Origin of the sequence: Micromonospora sp. C97, assembly GCF_018070385.1 — a bacterium.
Lineage (GTDB): Bacteria > Actinomycetota > Actinomycetes > Mycobacteriales > Micromonosporaceae > Micromonospora > Micromonospora parva.
Window position 1 is genome coordinate 24,203 of sequence record NZ_JAGPXU010000033.1, and the last position, 19,040, is coordinate 43,242.

Below are 19,040 nucleotides of genomic sequence, written 5' to 3' on the forward strand. Positions count from 1 at the left end.
GTGTAACTTACTGTCAGTAGGAATACCGCTGTACGTCACTTCCCCCGCTGACTGACCGGTTTTCCCTTGCTCGCGGCGGTCAGTCCTCTGCTGATCGGAATGCCCGAGATGCGACAGAGTTCTCTCGTGGTGGTCGCCAACCGCCTCCCCATCGATGACAATCAGGCGCCCGACGGCGCCTGCGAGTGGCGGCGCAGCCCCGGCGGGCTGGTCAGCGCACTGCACCCGCTCCTGCGGCACACCCCGGCGACCTGGGTCGGCTGGGCCGGTGGCACCGGGCCTGCCCCCGCACTGCCCGACGTCGACGGCGTGCGGATGCACACCGTCGCGCTCAGCCCGGAAGACCTGCGCGACCACTACGAGGGGTTTGCCAACGCCACCCTCTGGCCGCTCTACCACGACTCGGTCGAGCAGCCGCAGCACCACCGTCGGTGGTGGGAGGCGTACCAGCGGGTCAACCAGCGCTTCGCCGAGGCGACAGCGGAGGTGGCCGAGCCGGGCGCGGTGATCTGGGTGCAGGATTACCACCTGCAACTGGTCCCCGGTCAGTTGCGCGCGCTCCGCCCCGACCTGCGCATCGGGTTCTTCCTGCACGTGCCGTTCCCGCCGCCGGAGCTTTTCATGCAACTGCCCCGTCGGGCGGAACTGCTGCGCGGCATGCTCGGCGCCGACCTGGTCGGCTTCCAGCGCGTGCAGGCGGCGCACAACTTCGCCCAACTGGTGACCCGGGTGCTGGAACTGCCCGCCACCGACCGGCGGATCGGCATCGACGACCGGGTCGTCCGCATCGGCGCGTTCCCGGTCTCCATCGACACCGCCGAGATGGCCGCGCTGGCCGACCGGCCGGACGTGGCCGCGCGGGCCCACCGGCTCCGACAGGACCTCGGCGATCCCCGGCAGGTCATCCTCAGCGTCGACCGGATGGACTACACCAAGGGCATCGAGCAGCGTCTCAAGGCGTACAGCGAGTTGCTCGCCAGCGGCGACGTCAAGGTCCGCGACACGGTGCTCGTGCAGGTCGCCATGCCGAGCCGGGAACGCGTCGGCCAGTACCAGATCCTGCGCGAACGCATCGAGCGCGAGGTCGGCCGGATCAACGGCGAGTTCGGCCGGGTCGGCGAGCCGGCGATCCACTACCTCACCCAGCCCTTCGACCGCGCCGAGCTCGCCGCGCTCTACCGGGTCGCCGACGTGATGGCGGTGACCCCGCTGCGCGACGGAATGAACCTGGTCGCCAAGGAGTACGTGGCCGCACGGGTCGACGACACCGGCGCCCTGCTGCTCAGCGAGTTCGCCGGCACCGCCGCCGAGCTGTCCCAGGCGTACCTCGTCAACCCGCACGACCTGGAAGGGCTCAAGCAGGGCCTGCGGGCGGCACTGCGGGCCAGCCCGGCCGACACCACGCAGCGGATGCGCGCCATGCGCGCCCACCTGCACCAGCACGACATCCGGGCCTGGGCCCGCTCCTACCTGCGCGCCCTCGACGAGGGCGGTGCCCTGATCAGCCGCCTGACCAGCACCGAAACCGGCTCCGAGGGCACCGCGCGGGTGCCCCGGCCGGTCGCCCCGACCGGCAGCCCGGCCGTCCACCAGGGCGGCACCTGAGCACTGTCGGCCCGGCTGCTCAGTGCGCCGCGGGCTCCTTCTCCAACCAGTCCAGGATCGCGTCGATCGGCTCCGCCCACCGCACGTCCACCATCAGGTCGTGGCCCATCCCGGGAAAGAGCAACGGGGCCGACCCGTACCGGCGGGCCACCCGGGTCAACGTCGACGCCGGCACCACCCGGTCGTCCGGGCTGCCCAGCACCAGCACCGGGGGCGCGCCCACGGCCGGCTCCGCCTCCGGCGCGCCCAGCAGCGCCCACTGCGCCCGCCGACCCGCCCGACCGAGGCGTCCGACGTAGCGCCGAGCCTCCTCGTCGGGCAACTCACTACTGAACAACTGCCGCCGGTTGAGCCGCAACGGCCCGCCGAACACCGCCGGCAGCGTCCCCGCGGGGTTGCGGCGCAACGCCGCGCCCAGCAGACCCCAGCCGCCGAAGACCGGCGCCACCAGCACCGCGCCCCGCGCCGGGTAGCGGGCCAACGCGTGCGCCACGACCAGGGCCCCGGCGCCGTGCCCCACCAGCACCGCCTGCCGCGGCAGGCTCGCCGCCACCTGGACCACATCGTGGGCGTACGCCCGCAGCGTCGCCTCCGGCGCCGGCTCGCTGCCACCGTGCCCCCGCAGGCTCACCGCGTACGCCGGGAACCCCCGCGACGCGGCGTGACCCAACCAGTGCTCGGCGAACGCCCACGCGCCGTGCCCGAACCCGGGCACGAAGAGCAGCGGCGGACGCCCCTCCTCCAGCTCGGGGATCGCGCTGAGCACCTCCCGCCGGGCCGGCCGGACCGGGCGCGACCACTCCCGGCCGCGCATGATCCGCAGCTCGCTCACTGGTCTGCCTTTCGTTCGCGACGATGCGGCTGGGCGCTCACTTGCCCTCCAGCTCGGTCAGGGCGCGTTGGACGGCGCGCAGGTAGTCGGCGTGCCCGACCTCGAACCAGTGCCGGCTGCTCTCCTTGACCGGCCCGGAGTACCGCTCCCCGGCCCGCTCCCGCACCCGGGACGCGAACGCCGCGGCGCGTTCCGGCCGGTCCCGACGGGCCCGCAGCAGCCGGGCGAAGAGCACCGTCTGCCAGTGCGACAGGGTGAACAGCCCGGAGTCCGGTTGCAGCAGCCCGGCGACCGCCAGGGTGGGATGCCCCGGGGTGAACGCGTTGAGCCACAACGTGGGCCGACCCGCGCCCGCGCTGTCACCGAACACCGACGCGTCGAGGAACTCGAAGCGCGGCAGGTAACCGGTGGCGAAGACGACCACCTCGGGGTCGATCTCGCGGCCGTCGGCCAGCTCCACCGCGTACGGGTGGAACCGGGCGACGTCCGGCACCGGACCGATCCCGCCGTGGCCCACGTAGTAGACGAGCTGGCTGTTCGCGATCGGGTGCGTCTCGTACACCCGGTGGTCGGGCTTGGGCAGCCCGAAGCGGGTCAGGTCACCGACGGTCAGCCGCAGCGTCCAGTGGTAGAGCCACTGCCGTACCCGCAGCGGCACCCGCAGCGCCAACAGGGTGTCGTTGACCTGGTCGGCGGGGCGACCGAGGACGTACTTCGGCGCGTACCAGTAGCCGCGCCGGGTGGAGTGCCAGCAGCGCGACGCCTGCTGGGCGGCCTCGACGGCGATGTCGCAGCCGGTGTTGCCGGCGCCGACCACCAGCACCCGCTTGCCGCGCAGCTGCGCCGGGTCCTTGTAGGACGAGGCGTGCATGACCTCGCCACGGAACTGTTCCAGGCCCTCGTAGCGGGGCAGCTTCGGCGACCAGTTGTGCCCGTTGGCGATCACCACGGCGGCGTACCGGGCGGTGCGCTCCGGGCCGTACCCGCCGGTGGAGCGGGTGGTGACGTCCCACCGATCCCCCTCGACGGGCTGGACCCGGATCACCTCGGTGCCGAACCAGATGTGCGAGCGCAGGTCGAAGTGGTCGGCGTACCGCTCGAAGTACGACAGCACCTGACCGTGGTGCGGATAGTCCGGCCAGGAGTCCGGCATCGGGAAGTCGGGGAACTGGGTGAACGGCTTCGACGAGATCAGGTGGGTGCTGGCGTACACCGGGCTGCGGTCGTGCCGCCAGTTCCAGGCGCCGCCGACGCCCGTCTCCCGCTCGTAGCAGTCCACGCCGAACCCGTGCTCGCGCAGGTTCTTGATGGCGGTCAGCCCGCTGGCCCCGGCCCCGATGACGCAGACCGTGTCGCCCCGGTCGGAGACCGGGCGGCCGTCGCTGTTCGCCGCGGGCGAGGTCGCCTCCGGGTCGGGCCGGCCGTGGTCGGTGGAGGTGGACACCGGGGACATCTCCTTTTGGTACGGCAGGCGTGCCGGTCGCCGCGAAATCCTCTCCACAACGGGGCCGGATGTCCAGTCCTGGAGCGGACGCGTCGACGCGCGGGCCGGGGGCGGAGGTCAGCCGGTGGTGGGCAGGAGCAGGTCGACCAGGACCGGGAAGTGGTCGCTGGCCCGCCGGGTCTGCGGGGTGTCCACCACGTCGTAGTCGACAACGGTGATCCGTGGGTCGACGAAGAGCGCGTCGATGCGCCGGCGCGGGTCGGCGCACGAGTACGTGAGCCGTTCGGCCCGGTCGGCCGCCACCGCGGCGTCGGTCAACCCGCGCGACACCGTGGCCCAGGCGGGTCCGTCCGGACCCTCGTTGAGGTCCGCGCCGGCCAGCACCGGGCTGGTCGCCGCGTCCAGGCCACGCTTGAACTCGGCGGCCTGGGAGGGCCGCTCGGCCGGGTCGGTGGACAGATGCGAGCCGGCGACGGTGAACGCAGCGTCGCCGACCCTGCAGTCGGCGTACGCGGCGCCGCGCAGGTGCCGGCCGGGGGTCAGCGGGAAGCGCTGGCAGCGGGTGGCGCGCACCTGCACCCGCAGGCTGGTCAGCAGCAGGTTGCCCAGGGCGGGCAGCCCACCGGCGGCCACCACCAGACCGAACGACTCGGCCAACGTGGCGGACTTCTGCCGCCACCGGAACCGGCGCGGCCCCTCCTGCACGATCACCACGTCCGGCTTCGCGGCCCGGACCACCGCCGCCAGCGCGGCGGTGTCGTCGCGCTGGCTGTGGATGTTGTACGACACCACGCGCAGCGGCACACCCATCCCGACCCGCCTCAGATCCGGCGGGCCAGGTCAGCCGCGCCGATCACCCCGGCGCTGTTGCCCAGCTCCGCCGGGAGCACCTCGGCCACCGGCAGCCGACCGCGCTGGGCGAGCGCGTCGAGGTACGAGCGGCGGGTGGGCCCGAGCAGCAGGTCGCCGGCGTCGATCACGCCGCCGCCGACGACAAGGGTCTGCGGGTCGAGGATCTGCGCCATGTCGGCGAGGCTGGTGCCCAGCCACCGGCCGATCTGGGCGAACGCCTCGGCGGAGACCGGGTCGCCGCCCTGGGCGGCGGTGGTCACCATCGGGCCGGTGATCGCCTCGGCCTCGCCGCCGGCCAGCTCCAGCAGGGCGGTGGCCCGGTTGGGCTCCTGGCGGGCGCCGGCCCGGGCGAACCGGACCAGGGCGCTGCCGCTGGCGTACTGCTCGATGCAGCCCAGCCGGCCGCAACCACACTGGTGCCCGTCCGGTACGGCCAGCATGTGGCCCAGCTCCGCGGCGATGCCGTGCGCGCCGCGCATCAGATCGCCGCCGAGGACGATGCCGCCGCCCACACCGGTGCCGATGGTGAACATGATCATCGAGTCGTCGGCGTCGCGGGCCGCGCCGTAGCGGAACTCGGCCCACGCGGCGACGTTCCCGTCGTTTTCCACGATCACGGGCAGACCGACGGCCTCGCTGACGTACTCGCGCAGCGGTTCGTCACGCCAGGCCAGGTTGGGGGCGAAGAGCACCGTCGAACGGCCGGCGTCGATCCAACCGGCCGCGCCGATGCCGACGGCCTCGATGCTCCGCCCGGTGGCCAGCTCGGCGACCAGCTCGATGATGACGTCGCGGGTCTTGGCGACGTCATCGGCGGGAGTGTCCCGTCGGGTCTGCACGAGCACCTGGCCGGTGTCGTCCACGACACCGCCGGCCACCTTCGTGCCACCGACGTCGACTCCGATGGTCAGCGTCACCGCTGCCGCCCCCCTCTGCTGTGCTGTCCGGCCCAGGTTCCGGCCCAGTGCCGGTCCGGGTCGGAAATGTCCCGCGCTCAGGCGCCGTCGCCCGATGCTTCCGCGTCGGCGTCATCGGGCACCCGCGAGGCGGGCACCACGGGACGGGTGGTCGGTGCCGGTACGGTCGCCGACCCGGCCTCGTCGACGGGTGGTACGGCGGCCGGGGCGAGTGGGTCCGCCGTCCGGGTGGCGACCGACCAGACATCCCGCTCCGGCGCCGGCTGAGAATCATGCCCGGTACGGGTGGCATCGCGCCACACGTGGTCGTCGCCGGTCGCCGGGGACGGGGTGCTCGGGGCTGGCTCGGCAGGCACGTCGTCGGTGGTCGCGGCGGGTGCCGGCGACGGCGCGGCCGTCGGTTCGGCGGAGCTCGGTTCGGACGGTTCCGCCGGGGAGAACGCGCGGAGCAGGCTGGCCACGCCCGCGGCGAGGTCACCGGCGCCGGTGGCGAGGCGTTCGGCGAATTCCGGACTCGGGTCCCGCAACGCGGCGATGCCCCGACAGACCGGGCAGACGCAGCATTCGGCCGAACCGGTGGCGAAAGCACCACCGGTGCCGGAGCGCCCGTCGGGCCCCGCACTGTGACCGAGGACACCGGACACCATCGCACCCAGCGAGCCGAACGCGCCGCCCGCCGAGCTGGCGGAGGCCAGCCGCGCCCCCGCCAGCAGGGTGGCGACCAGCCGCTCCGCCTCTTCCCGGGCCGAACCCGGATCCGTTCCGCCCACCGTCGGCTCCTCTACCGTGCCACCGGACACGTCACTGCGCCGCACCGGTTGCTTCTACCCGGCGCTTGAGCTGCTTCAACGCGGTGTCCATGATCATCTTTTCGGCTTTGCGCCGAAACATCCCGAGCATTCCGACCGACAGCTCGACCTCCAGCGTGTAGGTCACAGTGGTGCTGCCGTCCGGGTTACCCACCAGGTCGTACGAACCGTGCTGGGCCTTCTGCATCTTCGAGGGGGCGACCAGGTGCCACTCGATCCGGGACAGATCCTCGGCGTACTCGTAGGCGAGCACGTATTCGTCGGCCATCACCCCGGCGTCGATGGTGAAATGCACCTGACTGGCGTACCCGTCCTCGTACTCCTCGACGACCTCGGCGCGACGCACCGCGTCGGTCCACTCCGGGTAGCGCGCGAAGTCGCAAATGACCGCCGTCACCCGATCCGGTGCGGCGCCGATGATGATCGACTGGGTGGAGGAGTCCGCCATGTGGGGAGGCTACCCGCCTCCTGCCTGTGCCACCCCGACCGCCCGCCGGGTAGGTTTCGACACAACCGACGCCCCGGGCGACGACCAGCCCGACCAGTGCGAGCACGAAGGAGTGCAGGTGCGCGAGTTTTCCGTCCCGCCGATCGTCACCGTTGGCGACGCGGCCAACCTCACCGATCCGGTCTGGGACAACGCCGAAGTCGCGCCCGACACCGTCCAGTTCGCCCGCCCGGTCCCGAGCGCCGAAGGCACGGTCACCGCCTGGACCGAGGTGACCTGCCTCCAGTTCCGTGACGAGGTCACCGCCGTGGCCCGCGGGCTGATCGCCGCCGGCATCGAGCCAGGTGTCCGGGTCGGGCTGATGAGCCGCACCCGCTACGAGTGGACCCTGCTGGACTACGCCATCTGGGCCGTCGGCGCGGTGACCGTGCCGATCTACGAGACGTCCAGCGCCGAGCAGGCCGCGTGGATCCTCGAGGACTCCAACGCGGTCGCCGTCGTGGTCGAGACCGAGGCGCACGCCGCCCTGGTCGCCGGGGTCCGGCACCGGCTGCCCGAGCTGGGCCAGGTCTGGCAGATCGATACCGGCGGGGTCGACGAGATGGTCACCACCGGTGCCGCCGTCGAGCTGGCCGAGGTGGAGCGGCGGCGCAAGGCCGTGCGCGCCGACGACCTGGCGACGATCATCTACACCAGCGGCACCACCGGCCGCCCCAAGGGCTGCGTGCTCAGCCACCGCAACATGTACGCCGACATCGCCAACGCGGTGCCGGTGCTGCCGAACCTGTTCAACACCGGCGCGAGCACCCTGCTCTTCCTTCCGCTGGCGCACGCGTTCGCCCGCCTCATCCAGATCGGCGTCGTACAGGCGCGGGCCACCATGGCGCACTGCGCCGACACCAAGAACCTGGTCGCCGAGCTGCAGGCGTTCCGGCCGACCTTCGTGCTCTCCGTACCCCGGGTGTTCGAGAAGGTCTACAACGCCGCCAAGCAGAAGGCCGAGGCGGACGGCAAGGGCGGCATCTTCGCCCGCGCCGAGCAGGTCGCCATCGCGTACAGCGAGGCGCTGGAGACCCCGGGCGGACCGGGCCTGGCGCTGCGCGCCCAGCACGTGGTCTTCGACCGGCTGGTCTACCGCAAGCTGCGCGCCGCGCTCGGCGGACGGTGCCGGGACGCGATCTCCGGCGGCGCGCCACTCGGCGCCCGGCTCGGTCACTTCTTCCGCGGCATCGGCGTGACGGTCCTGGAGGGCTACGGCCTCACCGAGACCTCGCCCGCCGCCGCCGCGAACCTGCCCACCGGCACCCGGATCGGCACCGTCGGCCGCCCCCTGCCCGGCGTGACAGTGCGGATCGAGGACGACGGCGAGATCCTGATCTCCGGCGAGTTGATCTTCCAGGGCTACTGGCGCAACGAGACGGCGACCGCCGAGACGATCAGTGCCGACGGCTGGTTCCGCACCGGCGACCTCGGCCAGCTCGACTCCGACGGCTACCTGAGCATCACCGGCCGCAAGAAGGAGCTGATCGTCACCGCCGGCGGCAAGAACGTCGCCCCGGCGGTGCTGGAGGACCTGGTCCGGGCACACCCGTTGATCAGCCAGTGTGTCGTGGTCGGCGACGGGAAGCCGTTCATCGCGGCGCTCGTCACCATCGACGAGGAAGCGCTGCCGGCCTGGCTGGAGAGCACCGGGCTGCCCCGCGAAACCCCCGTCGAACAGCTGCGCGAGCACGAGGGGCTCCGCAAGGAGATCCAGACCGCGATCGACGTCGCCAACCAGGCCGTGTCGAAGGCCGAAGCGATCAAGGTGTTCCGGGTCCTGCCCCAGGACTTCACCGAGACGACCGGCGAGCTGACCCCGTCGCTCAAGGTCAAGCGCCAGGTTGTCCACAAGACGTACGCGGCGGAGATCGCCGATATCTACCGAGGCTGACTACCATCCGTCACGTGCCCGCATCCACAGTCACCGCACCGCACCCGCATCCCCTCGCCGCGGCCGCCCGCCTGGTGATGCTGGCGCTGATCGCCGTCCTGACCCTGTTCGCCACCCGCGACGTCGCCCAGCTGTGGTGGATCGTGTTGCTGGCGGTGGCCGGGCTGCCGTCGCTGCTGGCACCGCAGCACCGGCTGGTCGGCCCGGTGAGCCGGGTGGCCGAGGTGGTGGTGCTGGGGCTGGCCGCGAGCCACGTCGCCGCGGTGGCGTCCATCGGCGGCACTGTCGACGGCCTGGGCGCGTCGGCGGTGCTGCCCTACCTGGCCGTCCCGGTGACCGTCACCGCGCTGCGCCGCCGCTTCCCCGAGGGCGCCGCCCTGCTCGTGGTCACCGCCGTCACCCTGCTGGTCAGCGGCGCGCTGACCCGGGTCGACGGCGGGTCCCAGCTCGGCCAGCCGGGTTACCTCGCGGTCTGCGCGCAGTGGCTGATCCTGGCGGTGCTGGGGCTCTACGCCGCCGGCACGCTGCACCGGGTGATGGCGGTCCGCGGCGAGGGCAAACCCCAGCCGTACGCCGAGGCGACCCGGCTGCTGACCCAGCTGCGGACGGTGGCCCGGCAACTGCCCGGGGCGACCCTGGACCCGGGCGGCATCTCGGAGCACCTGCTGGAGGAGCTGCGGACGGTGGCCCGCGCGGACCGGGGCGCGGTGCTGTCGGCCAGCGGCGGCGGTCGGCTCGTGGTCCTCGCCCAGGCCGGCGTCGACCGGGTGGACTGGGAGACGACGCTGGACGCCGACTCGGCGATCGCCGACGCCTGGGCCACCCAGCAGGCCACCACCGCCGCCCGGTCCCAGTCCCGCTCGCACCGTGGCGGCGACGTGTCCGCGCTGATCATTCCGCTGGTCGCCGGGGTGCGCACGGTGGGGCTGGTGGTGCTGGAGGCCGACGCCGCGCAGGCGTACCCGCCGCCGGTGGTGTCCCGGGTGACCGCACTGACCCGCCCGGCCGCGCTGCGGCTGGAGGCGGCGCTGCTCTTCGACGAGGTGCGCTCGCTGGCCACCAACGAGGAGCGGCAGCGGCTGGCCCGGGAGATCCACGACGGGGTGGCGCAGGAGCTGGTGATGGTCGGCTACGGCATCGACAACGCCCTGGCCACCGTCTTCGACGACGCCGACGAGACCGCCGAGGCCCTGCGGACGCTGCGCGGCGAGGTGACCCGGGTGATCCAGGAACTGCGGCTGAGCCTCTTCGAGCTGCGCAGCGAGGTGGACCGGCAGGGCGGGTTGGCCGCGGCGATCGCGGAGTACGCGCGCACTGTCGGCGCGTCCGGCGGGCTGCGGGTGCACCTCTCGCTGGACGAGTCCACCGCCCGGCTCCCGGCCGCCACGGAGGCCGAGTTGCTGCGCATCGCGCAGGAGGCGGTGACCAACGCGCGCAAGCATGCCGGGGCGTCGAATTTGTGGGTCACCTGTGAGGTCGACCCCCCGTACGCGCAAATAGAAGTGTCGGATGACGGTCAGGGGATGGCTGACCAGCGCCCGGACGGGCGGTACGGTCTTGCGATCATGGCCGAGAGGGCGGAACGTATCCGGGGCCGGTTGGAGATCAGGCCGCGGCAACCCAGCGGCACGACCGTGGCGGTGGTTCTCGGCACCTCGGCCCGGCGCGATAACGTGCGCGGCAGCGCAGCACCAGAAGGGGAGTAACCCGAGGATGACCACAAGTCCGATACCGGCCACCCGTACCAAGGTCCTCCTTGTCGACGATCATGACCTGATTCGCAAGGGTTTGCGGCACGCCTTCGAGCGCGACCGCCAGTTCGAGGTCGTCGGTGAGGCGGCCACGGCGGCAGAAGGAGTACGTCAGGCCGGCGCGTTGCAGCCGGACGTGGTGATCATGGATCTGCGGCTGCCCGACGGCAGTGGCCTGGAGGCCACCCGCGCGCTGCGCAAGTCCAGCGCGTCGATGGGCATCGTGGTGCTGACCATGTACGCCGGCGACGATCAGCTCTTCGGCGCCCTGGAGGCCGGCGCGAGCGCCTTCGTGCCGAAGACCGCCCCGGCCGACGAGGTGGTGGCCGCCGCCCGGCACGCCGCCTCCTCCCCCAGCGCGTTCACCGCGGCCGACCTGGCCGAGGCGATGAAGCGGCGGCTCGCACCGTCCGGCCCGCAGTTGTCTCCCCGGGAGGGGCAGGTGCTGCGGCTGCTCGCCGACGGGATGAGCGTGGCGGGCATCGCCAAGCAGCTGTTCGTCAGCGAGTCCACGGCGAAGACGCACATCTCGAAGCTCTACGAGAAGCTCGGCGCGGCCAACCGCGCTCAGGCCCTCATGACCGCACTCCGGCTCGGCCTGCTCGAGGCACCGGACGCGCCCAAGTTCTGACCTGCCGCCCGCTCGTCGAGCGGGACGTCGCGACCGACGGTCCGCGCCAGCTTCTCAGCCGGCGCGGGCCGTCGCGCATCGACCGACGTCGGCGGGCAACCTCCGGCGCGCTATGGTCTGGCGTGCGTGGCGGGTGCACAATACCCGCGCGGGCGACGACGCCCGCGTCGCGGATTCGAGGGGTGAAACGCATGCAGCGGCCGGACTGGGCACCCGACACCATCGACATCGAGCGCCCGAGCGTCGCGCGGATGTACGACTACTACCTCGGTGGCTCGCACAACTTCGCCGCTGACCGGGCCGCAGCGCAGGCGATGGTCGCCGCGGTGCCGGAGGCGCCGCTGATGGCCCAGGCCAACCGGGCGTTCCTGCGCCGGGCCGTGCACCATCTCGCCGAGGCCGGGATCCGGCAGTTCCTGGACATCGGCTCGGGCATCCCGACCGTCGGCAACGTGCACGAGATCGCCCAGCAACTCGACCCGCGGTCGCGAGTGGTCTATGTGGACGTCGACCCGGTGGCGGTGGCGCACAGCCGTGAGATCCTCGCCGGCAACGAGCGGGCCACCGTGGTGCAGGAGGACCTGCGCCACCCGGAGGCGATCCTGGCCCACCCGGACGTCCGCAAGCTGCTCGACCTGAGCCAACCGGTGGCCGTGATGGTCGTGGCCGTCCTGCACTTCGTCTCCGACGACGACCGACCGGCCGACCTGCTGCGGACGCTGCGCGACGCGTTGGCGCCCGGCAGCTACCTGGTGTTGTCGCAGGCCAGCGACGACGGGCGCAGCGAGGACGAACGCGCCGAGGCGGAACGGGTCTACCGGCGCACCGACAGCCCGCTGTGGGTGCGCAGCCGCGCCGAGCTGACCGCGCTCTTCGACGGTTTCGAACTGCTCGACCCCGGCGTGGTCTGGGTGCCCCAGTGGCGACCGGACACCCCGGAGAGCGCGGAGGACGCCGAGCGCGCGGTCTTCATGGGCGGCGTCGGGCGCCTCGGTGGCTGAGTCGCCGGGGACGACGCCCGGTCCGGGCACGTTCGCCCGGGCCTGGGCGAAGGCGGTCTCCGGCACCAGCTACCTCCCGATGACCCAGGCCCAGTTGGAGTCCCTGCTGGACCGGCTCACCGGGGAACTGGCCGGCGCGTTGCTGACCGAGCCGTTCGACCTGCGGGCCGGGCACCGGGTCGGTGCCGAGTTGGTGGCCGCGCACATCGCGTCCGCCGAAGGGCTGGGCCGTACCGTCGAGGTCATCCAGCTCCGCCTGGTGCGCGACCTGGGGTTGGTGGCCGAGGACGTCGAGGACCGGATGGCCCGGCTGCTGGCGGCCGTGGCGACCGGCTACGCCCGCGCGCTGCGCGACCGGACGCTCGACGAGCAGGAGTCGATCCGCCGCGCCGCGATGCGGGCCCGCACCCAGGCCGAGCGTGCGCTGCGGGCCAGCGAGGCCCGGTTCCGCCATCAGGCCACCCACGACCCGCTCACCGGCCTGCCCAACCGGACGCTGTTCACCGAACGGCTCGCCGCCGCGATCAACGAGCCGGGCCGGGGCGCGCAGCGGGTCGGGGTGTGCTTCCTGGACCTGGACCGTTTCAAGGTCGTCAACGACACCCTGGGGCACCAGATCGGTGACCTGCTGCTGGCCACGGTGGCGGAGCGGCTGAGCAAGGCCATCGGTGAGCACCTGGTGGCCCGGCTCGGCGGCGACGAGTTCGTGATCCTGGTGGAGCGCACCGCCGGCACCGACGACATGGTCGCGGTGGCCGAGGCCGCGCTCGCCGCGGTGCGCACACCGGCGCTGGTGGACGGGCACGAGCTGCAGATCTCGGCGAGCATCGGCATCGTCGAGCGCCAGGTTGCCGGCGCCAACCCCACGGACCTCATGCGCGCCGCCGACAGCACCCTGCACTGGGCGAAGTCCGCCGGTGGGGCGCGCTGGGCCCTCTACGACGCCGAGCGCAACCAACGGGAACTGGCCCGGTACGCGCTCTCCGCGGCCATCCCGGCGGCCCTGGAGCGGGGCGAGTTCTACCTCGACTACCAACCGCTGACCTCACTGCGCGACGGCAGCCTCGTCGGCGTGGAGGCGCTGGTCCGCTGGCGACACCCCGAGCTGGGGGTGCTGCGCCCGGACAGCTTCATCGGGTTGGCCGAGGAGACCGGCCTGATCGTCCAGTTGGGCGGGTGGGTGCTGGCCGAGGCGTGCCGCGAGGCCGAGGCGTGGTCGGCCGGGGGTGCCGCCGCGCCGTTCGTCAGCGTCAACCTGGCAGTACGGCAGGTGCACCGGCCGGGGTTGGTGCAGGAGGTCCGCACCCTCCTGCGGCAGACCGGCCTGCCCCCGGAACGGCTCCAGCTGGAAATCACCGAGAGCACCATGATGAGCACCGCCAAGGAGCCGGTACGCGCCCTGCGGGTCCTTGCCGACCTCGGGGTACGCATCGCCATCGACGACTTCGGCACCGGCTACAGCAACCTGGCGTACCTGCGGGACCTGCCGGTCACCGAACTGAAGGTGGCCGGCGAGTTCGTGGCCGGCCTACGGTCGTCCTCCGTCGGCCGCACCGACGAGCGGATCCTCGCCTCGCTGGTCTCGCTGGCGCACGCGCTGGACCTGACCGTCACCGCCGAAGGGGTGGAGACCGCCGGGCAGGCCGAGCGGTTGCGCGCGATCGGCTGCGACGCCGCCCAGGGCTGGCACTTCGGCCGCCCGGCCCCCGCCGATCGCATCCTGGCCCGCATCCGCTGACCTTCGGGCCCGCCCACGCCCCAACCGTTCCCGCCCACTCCCCCAACCGCGGCTCACCCCGACGTCACGACACCCGCAGTGGAGCGGCCGTGGGGTCGAGCGGACAGCGCGGGGCCGGACTCCGTTGAGGCTGATGTCGGTGAGTCATCTCGATGACTCACCGACATCACGCTGATCCCGGAAAGGCATCGGCAGGTCACCGAGACACGCCTGCTTGAGCCGACCCACCGGCGAGGTAGACACTGTCTACGCGGCATGGTAGACAGTGTCTATGGACGCCGACGAGACCGGGCTGCGCGCGCGGCTGGTAGCCGTCGGGGTGGACCTGGTGCTCAGCGAGGGCCAGTCGGCGGTGTCGCTGCGGGAGATCGCCCGCCGTGCCGGGGTCTCGCACGGCGCACCGCGCCGCTATTTCCCCACCCACGTCGACCTGCTCTCCGCCATCGCCCGGGAGGGCTTCGCCGACCTCACCGCCCGGGTCGAGCAGACGATGCGCGACGTCGGGCCGGATCCGCGTACCCGATTGACCGCCCTGGCCCGGACGTACCTGGACTTCGCGGCGGCCCACCGCGGCATGTTCGAGCTGATGTTCCGGCACGACCTGCTGGACAGCGGCCGGCTGCGGCTGCGGGAGACGAGCCTGCCGCTGTTCGCCGTGCTGGCCGACCTGGTGGCGCAGGTGCGCCGGCCCACCGACGCCCCTGCGGCGGTGCTCGCCGGCGCACTCTGGGCCAACCTGCACGGCATCGCCCAGCTCTGGGCCTGGGGCAGCCTGCCGCTGGCCACCGGCGCCACCGACGACGACGCCCTGCTGCGCGCCGCGCTCGACGCCCATCTCGGCCCGCCCCCCACCTAGCCGAACCCGGAGAACCCGTGCCCCTGCTGTACGACCTCACCAAGCTGACCGTCGGCACCACGCTGCGGCTGGGCTGGCGGCCCCGGGTGGAAGGGCTGGAGCATCTGCCCCGGCACGGCGGCGCGATCCTCGCCGGCAACCACCTGTCCGTCGCCGACGAGTTGTTCCTCGTCACCTCGACACCCCGCCACGTCACCTTCTGGGCGAAGGTCGAGTACTTCAACGGCCGGGGGCCGGGCGGCTGGCTCAACCGGCGGATCGTCGCCGGCATGGGCGCCATCCCGGTCGACCGCACCCACGGCCGGGCCGCCCTGCGCGCCCTGGACGCCGCCGTCCCGGTGCTGCGCGCCGGCGGCCTGGTAGCCGTCTACCCGGAGGGCACCCGCTCACCGGACGGGCGGCTCTACCGGGGCCGCGTCGGAATGACCCGACTGGCCCGTGACGCCGAGGTGCCGATCATCCCGGTCGGCGTGACCGGCACCGCCGAGGTGCTGCCCGTCGACGCCCGGCTGCCCCGCCGACACCCGGTCACCCTGCGGTTCGGCCCACCGATCCCGGTCGCCGGACGGATCAACAGCCCACGCGACATCCGGACGGTCACCGACGAGGTGATGGCGGCGATCCAGCAACTCACCGGCCAGGAGTACGTGCCGCGCTACGCGCCCGCCCGGGAGCGCTGAACGCGGGCAGCGGTCAGCCGGCGAGCAACGCCGCCATGCGGTCCGCCTGCGCCTCCCAGCGCCACTCCCGTTCCACCCAGGCCCGGCCCGCCGCGCCCAGTTGGCGAGCCAGGTCCCGGTCGGCGAGCAACGCGGCGACCCGGTCGGCGAGCTGGCCGACGTCCCGGCCGCGTACGACGTAGCCGGTCTCCCCCTCACGGACCGCGTCCGGTGCGCCTCCGGAGTCACCGGCGACCACCGGCAGGCCGGTCGCGGACGCCTCCAGGTAGACGATGCCCAGCCCTTCGACGTCGAGGCCACGGTTGCGGGTGCGGCACGGCATCGCGTAGACGTCACCGGCCGCGTAGTGCGCCGGCAGCTCGACCGACGGCACCGTGCCGGTGAACACCACATCCCGTTCCACACCGGTCTGGCGGGCCAGCTTCTCCAGGGTCGCCCGGTACGGCCCGCCACCGACGATCAGCAGCGCCGCGTCGGGCACCCGGCGGCGGATTTCCGGTAGGGCCCGGATCAGCGTGTCCTGACCCTTGCGCGGCACCAGCCGGGACACGCAGACGACCACCGGACGGTCGGTCAACCCGAGCCGCGCCCGAACCTGTTCACCGTCCACGGTCGGGTGGTACATGTCCACGTCGACCCCGGGCGCGAGGCGACGCAGGTCGGTCACCCCGTCCAGCACCCGGGCCAACCGGCTACGGGTGTACTCGCCGAGATAGGTGGTCACGTCCACACCCCGGCCGATACGCCGCAGCGCCGGCCGGGCGGCCGGCACCGCCGCCCAACCGACCTCGTGGCCGTGGGTCTGCGCCACCACCCGCTGGATGCCGGCCCGTCGCCGCAGGCCGGCCGCGAGCAGCCCCAGCGGGGCCGCCGCGCCGAACCACACCGTGTCGCAGTCGTACGCGCGCGCCAACCGGGCCGCCCGGCGGGCGACCAACGGGGTGGGCAGCAGGACCCGGGTGCGTTCCCGGATCACCTCGAACGGCTGGTCGGCGTCGAACTTCGCGGCTCCGCGCCAGCTCGACGCGTAAACGACCACCGAGCCGGCCGGTTGCCGGACCGCGAGGTTGTGCACAAAGGACTGGATCCCACCCGGGCGGGGCGGGAAGTCGTTGGTGATCAGCAGGGTGCGACTCATCGGCCAGCCTCCCGGGCGTACGCGCGGGCGGCGGCCATCCGCTCCACGGTGGACGGATGCGAGGCCGAGTAGAGGTATTCCCAGCGGGGCGGGTCGGGATCGCCGAGGTTGACCGAGCCGAGCCGGCGCTGCATCGACTCGAAGGACTCCGGGTCGTTGGTGAGCGCGAGCGCGTGTGCGTCGGCCCGCGCCTCCACCCGACGGGACATCAGCGCCTGCACCGGGGCGGCGACCAGCCCGGCCACTGTGACCAGGGCGACCAGCAGCGGAAACGCGGCAGGTTGGGCCACCGAGTCGACGCCGGCCAGCCGCAGCAGTGGACCCCACGAGCCGAGCAGGTAGAGCGCCACCACCGCCGCCGCCGCACCCAACGCCCCGGTCAGCGTGCCGACCGCCACGTCGGAATCCTTCGCGTGCCCCAACTCGTGCGCCACGACGGCGGTCACCTCGGCCGGGGTCGCCTCACGCAGCAGCGTGTCGTACACGACCACCCGGCGGGTCGGCCCGAGACCGGAGACGTACGCGTTGACCGCCCGGGTGCGGCGGGAGGCGTCGGCGACCAGCACGTCTCGCACTGGCACCCCGTCGCGGGCGGCCATGCTCATCAGCTCGGTGCGCAACGGGCCCTGCTCCATCGGGGTGAACCGGTTGAACACCGGCTCCACCAGCACCGGCAGCACGAACGACAGCAGCACCACCAGCACGGCGGCGCCGGCCGCGCCGAACGCCCACCACCAGCGCGGCGCGAGCCGGATGACAGCGTAGAAGCCGAACAACGCCACCGCGCCGATCACCGCGCTGACCGCGTACGACTTGAGCAGGTCGACAGCCCAGCCGCTCCAGCCGTTGGTGCTCAACCCGTAGCGGGTGAGAACGCTCTGCCGCCAGGCGGCGAACGGAAGTGTCACGAGGTCGGCGACGAGCATCACCGCCAGCCCGCCGAGCACGGCCTGCGCGGCCCAGTGCCCGCCGAACGGCCGGCCCACCAGCTCGACCAGGCGACTGCCCAGCGGGGTCAACCCGAGCGTGAGGGCGATCAGCAGCCCGACGGCGAGCGCGGCGTAGCCGCCGGGGCGCAGCGCGGCCCGGAACTCCCGCCCCTTGGCCACCTGCTCGGCGGGCAGGTCACCCAGCGCGGCGAGCTGGTCGGCGCGGGGCGCCGGTGGACGGTGCCACGGGATGAGCAGCGCGGCCAGCACGACCAGCGCGACGGTCAGCCCGGCCAGGGCCAGCAGCGCCCACCCGCGCGGGGTCACCGCGTCACCGCCCGGCGGGTCGGATCGCCGCCACCGAACGCGGCGCCGCCGACGAGCCCGCCGTCGTCCCGCCGTACCTCGCTCATCGCGCCGCTCCTCCCGCCGTGACCGCTCATCCTATGGCCCGGGATAAGCCCGCTTCCGGGCGCGGTGTGGCGCTCAGGCGACCCGGCGGGTGGCCCGGCGGCGAGCCGCCGGCGGGCGCACGGGCGCGGCCAGCACTTCCACCTCGAAGCCGGCCCGGGCGAGCACCTCGATGGCCTCGACCTCGGCGGCGACCAACCCGGCCGCCGGGGACGTCTCGTCGAACAGGGCGGTCAGCGGGCAGCCGGAACAGCCGTCGGCCCGCTTCGCGCACCCGTCGCAGTCGATGAGCATCACGCCTCCTGATCGGCTCGCGGCACCCGGGCGACTCTCGTCGTCGCCGGCCGAGCACCGTCGGTGACATCGACACTAAACACCGGGTACGACAGGAACCCCGTCCGACCGCCCGTTTCAGGGCTAGATCCACTCCACATCAGCGATATCGGGGTATCCCACCCTTTCGGAACGCCCGACATCACGGAACTCTGCCGGTCGAGCGAGCGGCATCGTTTGGTCGCTCGGTCAGTCGGGCACTGAGCGACGGTGGCCGACCTCGATGCTTCGTCCGTCGTGGACTTCCGGTACTCCCCCCGTCGACATCGCCTCGCCAAGGTCCTCGTTCTGCTGGGTGCCGCGGCCCTCCTCGCCTTCTACACAGTGGTGTTCGACGAGGTGTGGTGGAAGGTGCTGCTGCGGTTCGGGATGATCGGCGCCATCGTCGCGCTGACCACCAACTGGCAGCTGCGCCGTCAGCCTCGGCTGCCGCTGCGGCTGACCGAGGAGACGCTGCACCTGACCGGGCCGAACGGAACCAGTCTCAGCATCGACTGGGTCAACATGGCCAGCGCCCAGGTCCGAGGCCGCATGGACCCCCGGCTGGTGGTCACGCCACTCGACCCGGAGCAGACACGGCCCCCCATGCGGGCCGGGCAGTGGTCGACCCCCGGGCGCGGCCCCTATGAGTTGGTCGTCCGGCTCGCCTGGATGACGCCGGGCACCGACGCACTGCGTCGTGAGCTGGCCCGGCGACTACCGACCAGCTGACCCCGAGCGTCCGCCCGGTCG

General features: G+C 73.0%; 18 protein-coding genes. 9 read left to right on the forward strand and 9 right to left on the reverse strand.

Annotation, left to right across the window (positions count from 1 at the left end; translation table 11 throughout):
• The first annotated feature begins 108 nt into the window (after nt 1-108).
• Nucleotides 109-1,605: a trehalose-6-phosphate synthase gene (locus KBX26_RS28620; RefSeq protein ID WP_245233772.1), complete on the forward strand. Its 1,497-nt coding sequence runs from the start codon at nt 109-111 to the stop codon at nt 1,603-1,605.
• Between the two features lie 19 nt (nt 1,606-1,624).
• Here KBX26_RS28620 and KBX26_RS28625 read toward each other — a convergent pair whose 3' ends face one another.
• From KBX26_RS28625 to KBX26_RS28650, 6 genes are all read right to left on the reverse strand, one after another.
• Entirely contained in the window at nt 1,625-2,419 is a 795-nt protein-coding gene (locus tag KBX26_RS28625) for an alpha/beta hydrolase (RefSeq protein ID WP_030337715.1), read from the reverse strand.
• 55 nt (nt 2,420-2,474) lie between these two features.
• Nucleotides 2,475-3,881, reverse strand: a complete 1,407-nt coding sequence (locus KBX26_RS28630) for an NAD(P)/FAD-dependent oxidoreductase (protein WP_030337716.1) — start codon at nt 3,879-3,881, stop codon at nt 2,475-2,477.
• Between the two features lie 117 nt (nt 3,882-3,998).
• On the reverse strand, nt 3,999-4,691 hold the full coding sequence (locus KBX26_RS28635; protein WP_374224339.1) for an endonuclease/exonuclease/phosphatase family protein: 693 nt from the start codon (nt 4,689-4,691) through the stop codon (nt 3,999-4,001).
• 11 nt (nt 4,692-4,702) lie between these two features.
• Nucleotides 4,703-5,650 carry an ROK family glucokinase gene (locus KBX26_RS28640; RefSeq protein ID WP_030337718.1) on the reverse strand — a complete coding sequence of 316 codons (948 nt, stop codon included), beginning with the start codon at nt 5,648-5,650 and terminating at the stop codon, nt 4,703-4,705.
• Between the two features lie 77 nt (nt 5,651-5,727).
• Nucleotides 5,728-6,420, reverse strand: coding sequence for a hypothetical protein (locus tag KBX26_RS28645; RefSeq protein WP_030337719.1), 693 nt, complete (start codon nt 6,418-6,420; stop codon nt 5,728-5,730).
• Between the two features lie 31 nt (nt 6,421-6,451).
• Complete coding sequence (locus KBX26_RS28650; RefSeq protein WP_030337720.1) at nt 6,452-6,907, reverse strand: SRPBCC family protein; 456 nt, start codon at nt 6,905-6,907, stop codon at nt 6,452-6,454.
• Nucleotides 6,908-7,025: 118 nt separating this feature from the next.
• On the opposite strand from KBX26_RS28650, the gene KBX26_RS28655 reads away from it, so the two are divergent.
• The 7 genes from KBX26_RS28655 to KBX26_RS28685 all read left to right on the forward strand — a co-directional run bounded on the left by KBX26_RS28655 (nt 7,026) and on the right by KBX26_RS28685 (nt 15,497).
• On the forward strand, nt 7,026-8,840 hold the full coding sequence (locus tag KBX26_RS28655; RefSeq protein WP_210866819.1) for a long-chain fatty acid--CoA ligase: 1,815 nt from the start codon (nt 7,026-7,028) through the stop codon (nt 8,838-8,840).
• Between the two features lie 14 nt (nt 8,841-8,854).
• Entirely contained in the window at nt 8,855-10,546 is a 1,692-nt protein-coding gene (locus KBX26_RS28660; protein ID WP_030337722.1) for a GAF domain-containing sensor histidine kinase, read from the forward strand.
• Nucleotides 10,547-10,553: 7 nt separating this feature from the next.
• Nucleotides 10,554-11,222, forward strand: a complete 669-nt coding sequence (locus tag KBX26_RS28665) for a response regulator transcription factor (protein ID WP_030337723.1) — start codon at nt 10,554-10,556, stop codon at nt 11,220-11,222.
• Nucleotides 11,223-11,413: 191 nt separating this feature from the next.
• Complete coding sequence (locus tag KBX26_RS28670) at nt 11,414-12,223, forward strand: SAM-dependent methyltransferase (RefSeq protein WP_030337724.1); 810 nt, start codon at nt 11,414-11,416, stop codon at nt 12,221-12,223.
• Between the two features lie 79 nt (nt 12,224-12,302).
• On the forward strand, nt 12,303-13,961 hold the full coding sequence (locus KBX26_RS28675) for a bifunctional diguanylate cyclase/phosphodiesterase (RefSeq protein WP_245233773.1): 1,659 nt from the start codon (nt 12,303-12,305) through the stop codon (nt 13,959-13,961).
• Nucleotides 13,962-14,232: 271 nt separating this feature from the next.
• A complete protein-coding gene (locus tag KBX26_RS28680; protein WP_030337726.1) occupies nt 14,233-14,817 on the forward strand; it encodes a TetR/AcrR family transcriptional regulator in 585 nt (194 codons plus the stop codon).
• A gap of 17 nt (nt 14,818-14,834) precedes the next feature.
• Entirely contained in the window at nt 14,835-15,497 is a 663-nt protein-coding gene (locus KBX26_RS28685) for a 1-acyl-sn-glycerol-3-phosphate acyltransferase (protein ID WP_210866820.1), read from the forward strand.
• A gap of 13 nt (nt 15,498-15,510) precedes the next feature.
• Here KBX26_RS28685 and KBX26_RS28690 read toward each other — a convergent pair whose 3' ends face one another.
• From KBX26_RS28690 to KBX26_RS28700, 3 genes are all read right to left on the reverse strand, one after another.
• On the reverse strand, nt 15,511-16,635 hold the full coding sequence (locus KBX26_RS28690) for a glycosyltransferase family 4 protein (RefSeq protein ID WP_030337728.1): 1,125 nt from the start codon (nt 16,633-16,635) through the stop codon (nt 15,511-15,513).
• The gene (locus KBX26_RS28695; RefSeq protein ID WP_210866821.1) at nt 16,632-17,891 is read right to left on the reverse strand and encodes a M48 family metallopeptidase; all 1,260 of its coding nucleotides are present in this window, start codon (nt 17,889-17,891) and stop codon (nt 16,632-16,634) included. The genes KBX26_RS28690 and KBX26_RS28695 overlap by 4 nt, the downstream gene beginning before the upstream one ends.
• Before the next feature lie 159 nt (nt 17,892-18,050).
• Nucleotides 18,051-18,269 carry a hypothetical protein gene (locus KBX26_RS28700; protein WP_210866822.1) on the reverse strand — a complete coding sequence of 73 codons (219 nt, stop codon included), beginning with the start codon at nt 18,267-18,269 and terminating at the stop codon, nt 18,051-18,053.
• Nucleotides 18,270-18,518: 249 nt separating this feature from the next.
• Here KBX26_RS28700 and KBX26_RS28705 point away from each other — a divergent pair, with 249 nt between their 5' ends.
• Nucleotides 18,519-19,019 (forward strand): hypothetical protein, encoded by a 501-nt coding sequence (locus tag KBX26_RS28705; protein ID WP_210866823.1) that lies wholly within the window; start codon nt 18,519-18,521, stop codon nt 19,017-19,019.
• Nucleotides 19,020-19,040 lie beyond the last annotated feature (21 nt).

Coding starts and splice junctions, on each gene's coding strand:
- KBX26_RS28620 (WP_245233772.1), top strand. CDS start 109: ATGCGACAGAGTTCTCTCGTGGTGGTCGCCAACCGCCTCCCCATCGAT.
- KBX26_RS28625 (WP_030337715.1), bottom strand. CDS start 2,419: ATGCGCGGCCGGGAGTGGTCGCGCCCGGTCCGGCCGGCCCGGCGGGAG.
- KBX26_RS28635 (WP_374224339.1), bottom strand. CDS start 4,691: ATGGGTGTGCCGCTGCGCGTGGTGTCGTACAACATCCACAGCCAGCGC.
- KBX26_RS28650 (WP_030337720.1), bottom strand. CDS start 6,907: ATGGCGGACTCCTCCACCCAGTCGATCATCATCGGCGCCGCACCGGAT.
- KBX26_RS28665 (WP_030337723.1), top strand. CDS start 10,554: ATGACCACAAGTCCGATACCGGCCACCCGTACCAAGGTCCTCCTTGTC.
- KBX26_RS28670 (WP_030337724.1), top strand. CDS start 11,414: ATGCAGCGGCCGGACTGGGCACCCGACACCATCGACATCGAGCGCCCG.
- KBX26_RS28675 (WP_245233773.1), top strand. CDS start 12,303: ATGACCCAGGCCCAGTTGGAGTCCCTGCTGGACCGGCTCACCGGGGAA.
- KBX26_RS28680 (WP_030337726.1), top strand. CDS start 14,233: ATGGACGCCGACGAGACCGGGCTGCGCGCGCGGCTGGTAGCCGTCGGG.
- KBX26_RS28690 (WP_030337728.1), bottom strand. CDS start 16,635: ATGAGTCGCACCCTGCTGATCACCAACGACTTCCCGCCCCGCCCGGGT.
- KBX26_RS28700 (WP_210866822.1), bottom strand. CDS start 18,269: ATGCTCATCGACTGCGACGGGTGCGCGAAGCGGGCCGACGGCTGTTCC.